At 62.7% G+C, this 3,088-nt stretch carries 4 protein-coding genes and 1 pseudogene; all 5 read left to right on the top strand.

Features of this window, described 5'->3' with window-relative positions:
- Positions 1–405: pseudogene (locus I6U14_RS00810) on the top strand (sulfite reductase, dissimilatory-type subunit alpha); the annotation flags it as partial.
- Positions 406–526: 121 nt separating this feature from the next.
- On the top strand, positions 527–1,600 hold the full coding sequence (dsrB, locus tag I6U14_RS00805; RefSeq protein WP_296896086.1) for a dissimilatory-type sulfite reductase subunit beta: 1,074 nt from the start codon (positions 527–529) through the stop codon (positions 1,598–1,600).
- Positions 1,601–1,742: 142 nt separating this feature from the next.
- Positions 1,743–2,135 (top strand): sulfurtransferase complex subunit TusD, encoded by a 393-nt coding sequence (tusD, locus tag I6U14_RS00800; RefSeq protein ID WP_296896084.1) that lies wholly within the window; start codon positions 1,743–1,745, stop codon positions 2,133–2,135.
- Positions 2,136–2,212: 77 nt separating this feature from the next.
- Positions 2,213–2,623: a sulfurtransferase complex subunit TusC gene (tusC, locus tag I6U14_RS00795; RefSeq protein ID WP_296896082.1), complete on the top strand. Its 411-nt coding sequence runs from the start codon at positions 2,213–2,215 to the stop codon at positions 2,621–2,623.
- Between the two features lie 25 nt (positions 2,624–2,648).
- Positions 2,649–2,957, top strand: coding sequence for a sulfurtransferase complex subunit TusB (gene tusB, locus I6U14_RS00790; protein ID WP_296896080.1), 309 nt, complete (start codon positions 2,649–2,651; stop codon positions 2,955–2,957).
- The last annotated feature ends 131 nt before the right edge of the window (positions 2,958–3,088 follow it).

The raw sequence follows: 3,088 nt of genomic DNA, 5'->3' as shown, positions 1-3,088 counted from the left end.
GTGCGCTGCATGCACTGCCTGAACGTCATGCCGAAGGCGCTGCACCCCGGTGACGACAAGGGCGTGACCATCCTCATCGGCGGCAAGCGCACGCTGAAGATCGGCGACCTGATGGGCACCGTCATCGTGCCCTTCAAAAAGCTCGAGACCGAGGAAGACTACGAAGAGATGGTGGAGCTCGCCGAGAACATCATCGACTTCTGGGCCGAGAACGGTCTCGAGCACGAGCGCTGCGGCGAGATGATCGAGCGCATCGGTCTGGCCAATTTCCTCGACGGCATCGGCGTCGACCCCGATCCGAACATGCTGGATCATCCGCGCCAGTCCTCGTATGTGCGCATGGACGGCTGGGACGAGGCTGCCGAGGAGTGGTTCGAGAAGCAGGCCGAGCAGGCCGCCGGCTAAGACCGGATCGCACAGGCGCCGGCGTGCGGCGCCGCTTGCCTTGGCAAGCGCGCGCACGCCGGTTACCTGCGCCGACCAAGATCAGCACCTAACTGTTTTCTGATTTACTGGAGGACCATCGATGGCCAAAGACATGCGCGAGCCCATCGAATCCGGCTGCCCCGATCCGTGGCAGTACATGCATCCGGTGATGCGCAAGAACTTCGGGCAGTGGAAGTATCACGAGCATCCGCGCCCCGGCGTGCTGCGCCACGTCGCCTACAGCGGCGACGAGATCTGGACCGTCAAGGCTGGTACCCAGCGTATCCTCGACGTCTTCACGCTGCGCAAGCTCTGCGACATCGGCGATACCTACGCCGACGGCTATGTGCACTTCACCCTGCGCTCCAACATCGAGTACATGGTGACCGAAGAGTCGCGGGTTCAGCCGCTGATCAACGCGCTGGAAGACGCGGGGTTCATCGTCGGCGGCACCCAGAACTCCGTCACCATGATCTCGCACACCCAGGGCTGGCTGCACTGCGACATCCCCGGCACCGACGCGTCGGGTGTGGTCAAGGCGATGATGGACGAGCTCATCGACGAGTTCCGCAACGCCAACATGCCGAACCGCGTGCACATCACCACCAGCTGCTGCCAGATCAACTGCGGCGGCCAGGGTGATATCGCCATCAACGTGCAGCACACCAAGCCGCCGAAGATCAACCACGACCTGGTGGCCAACGTTTGCGAGCGCCCGTCCGTGGTCGCCCGTTGCCCGGTGGCGGCCATCCGTCCGGCGATGGTCAACGGCAAGCCGTCGCTGGAAGTGGACGAGCGCAAGTGTATCTGCTGCGGTGCCTGTTATCCGCCTTGCCCGCCCATGCAGATCAACGATGCCGAGCACACCAAGCTCGCCATCTGGGTGGGTGGCAACCACTCCAACGCACGCGGCAAGCCGACCTTCCAGAAGCTGGTCGCCGCCGGCATCCCCAACAACCCGCCGCGCTGGCCGGAGGCGACCGCCATCGTCAAGCGCATCCTGAAGGCCTACAAGGAAGGTGCGCGGGACTGGGAGCGCGTCAACGAGTGGATCGAGCGCATCGGCTGGCCGCGGTTCTTCGAAGAGGTGGAGCTGCCGTTCACCAAGTATCACATCGATACCTGGCGTGGCGCTCGGGCCAGCTTCAACAGCTCGTCGTACATCCGCTTCTGATCGCGCCGAGCGCATAAGCTCCGGCCCGCAGGAGCGCTCGCCGGCGGCCCGCCCGAATCGCTATCGCGGCAGGCCGCCGGCAACCACCGAGAGGGTCCCGTCCCCAGACGGCCAGATCGAGACTGCCCAGCCCGAGGTCTCCATGAAATTCGCAATCCAGATCAACGAAGGACCGTATCAGCACCAGGCATCCGATTCGGCGTACTTCTTCACGAAGGCAGCGCTGGAGAAGGGTCACGAAGTCTTCCGTGTGTTCTTCTACCACGACGGCGTCAACAACGCCTCCCGGTTGACGACGCCGCCCCAGGACGACCGTAACATCGTCGCGCGTTGGGCCGAGCTGGCCGAGCAGCACGACCTCGACATGGTGGTCTGTGTCGCCGCCGCCCAGCGCCGCGGCATGGTCGACGAGGGTGAGATGCAGCGCAACGGCAAGGATGCGACCAATATCCATCCGCGCTTTCGTATCTCCGGGCTCGGACAATTGGTCGAGGCAGCCATCCAGTCGGATCGCTTGGTCGTCTTCGGAGACTGAGGGTACATCGAGCCTACGCGTCTGCACTGAGCCCGACAGACGACCGTGCATACGACCAAGTCCTAAAGGGGGACGACATGTCGGAAACCATCAAGCAGTTTCTCTATCTCAATCGTAAGGCGCCCTACGGGACCATCTACGCCTGGGAGTCTCTGGAGGTCGTGCTGATTGGCGCCGCGTTCGATCAGGACGTGAGCCTGGCGTTCATGGACGACGGTGTGTATCAGCTGACTAAGGGACAGGACACCACAGGCCTGGGCATGAAGAACTTCTCGCCCACGTACGCGGCCCTCGGTGATTACGAGGTCAAGAAGATCTTCGTCGAGAAGGAGTCGCTGGACGAGCGCGGCTTGACGCTGGACGATCTCCAGCATCTCGTCTGGGAGGACGAGGACGACGACTGGGCCGAAAAGGACTCCATCAAGCTCGTCTCGCGCGAGGAGATGACGGCGATCATGGACGGCGCCGACGTCGTCTTCAGCTTCTGATGCCAGCGCCGCAACGAGGATAACGATGAGCACTCTGCACACCGTCAACAAATCCCCATTCGAGAAGACCTCCCTGGACGCCTGTTTGTCCCACGCCAGTGCCGGTGCCAACGTCCTCCTGATGGAGGACGGGGTCTATGCCGCGACCAAGGGCACTGCGGTCGAGCAGCGCGTGAAACAGGCGCTCGATTCGGTCAAGCTGTACGTGCTGGGGCCGGATCTGATGGCGCGGGGTCTGTCGGAAGACCGCGTCATCGACGGCATCAGCGTCGTGGACTATGCGGGCTTCGTGGATTTGGCCGCGGAGAACGATAAGGTCCAGGCCTGGCTGTAATCCCAGCAACCTTAAAACCAACCTCAGATCAGGAGTAGCAACATGCCTATCGAAGTCAACGGTAAGAGCCTCGAAACCGACGAAGAGGGTTACCTCGCCAACATCAACGACTGGGAGCCCGGCGTCGCCGA

The sequence above is a fragment of the Thiohalocapsa sp. genome (assembly GCF_019695415.1).
Classification (GTDB): domain Bacteria; phylum Pseudomonadota; class Gammaproteobacteria; order Chromatiales; family Chromatiaceae; genus Thiohalocapsa.
This window is presented reverse-complemented; position numbering and strand designations above follow the sequence as displayed.

What these genes read in the sequence shown, in the direction of transcription:
- dsrB (WP_296896086.1), top strand. Translation starts at nt 527, where the DNA reads ATGGCCAAAGACATGCGCGAGCCCATCGAATCCGGCTGCCCCGATCCG.
- tusD (WP_296896084.1), top strand. Translation starts at nt 1,743, where the DNA reads ATGAAATTCGCAATCCAGATCAACGAAGGACCGTATCAGCACCAGGCA.
- tusC (WP_296896082.1), top strand. Translation starts at nt 2,213, where the DNA reads ATGTCGGAAACCATCAAGCAGTTTCTCTATCTCAATCGTAAGGCGCCC.
- tusB (WP_296896080.1), top strand. Translation starts at nt 2,649, where the DNA reads ATGAGCACTCTGCACACCGTCAACAAATCCCCATTCGAGAAGACCTCC.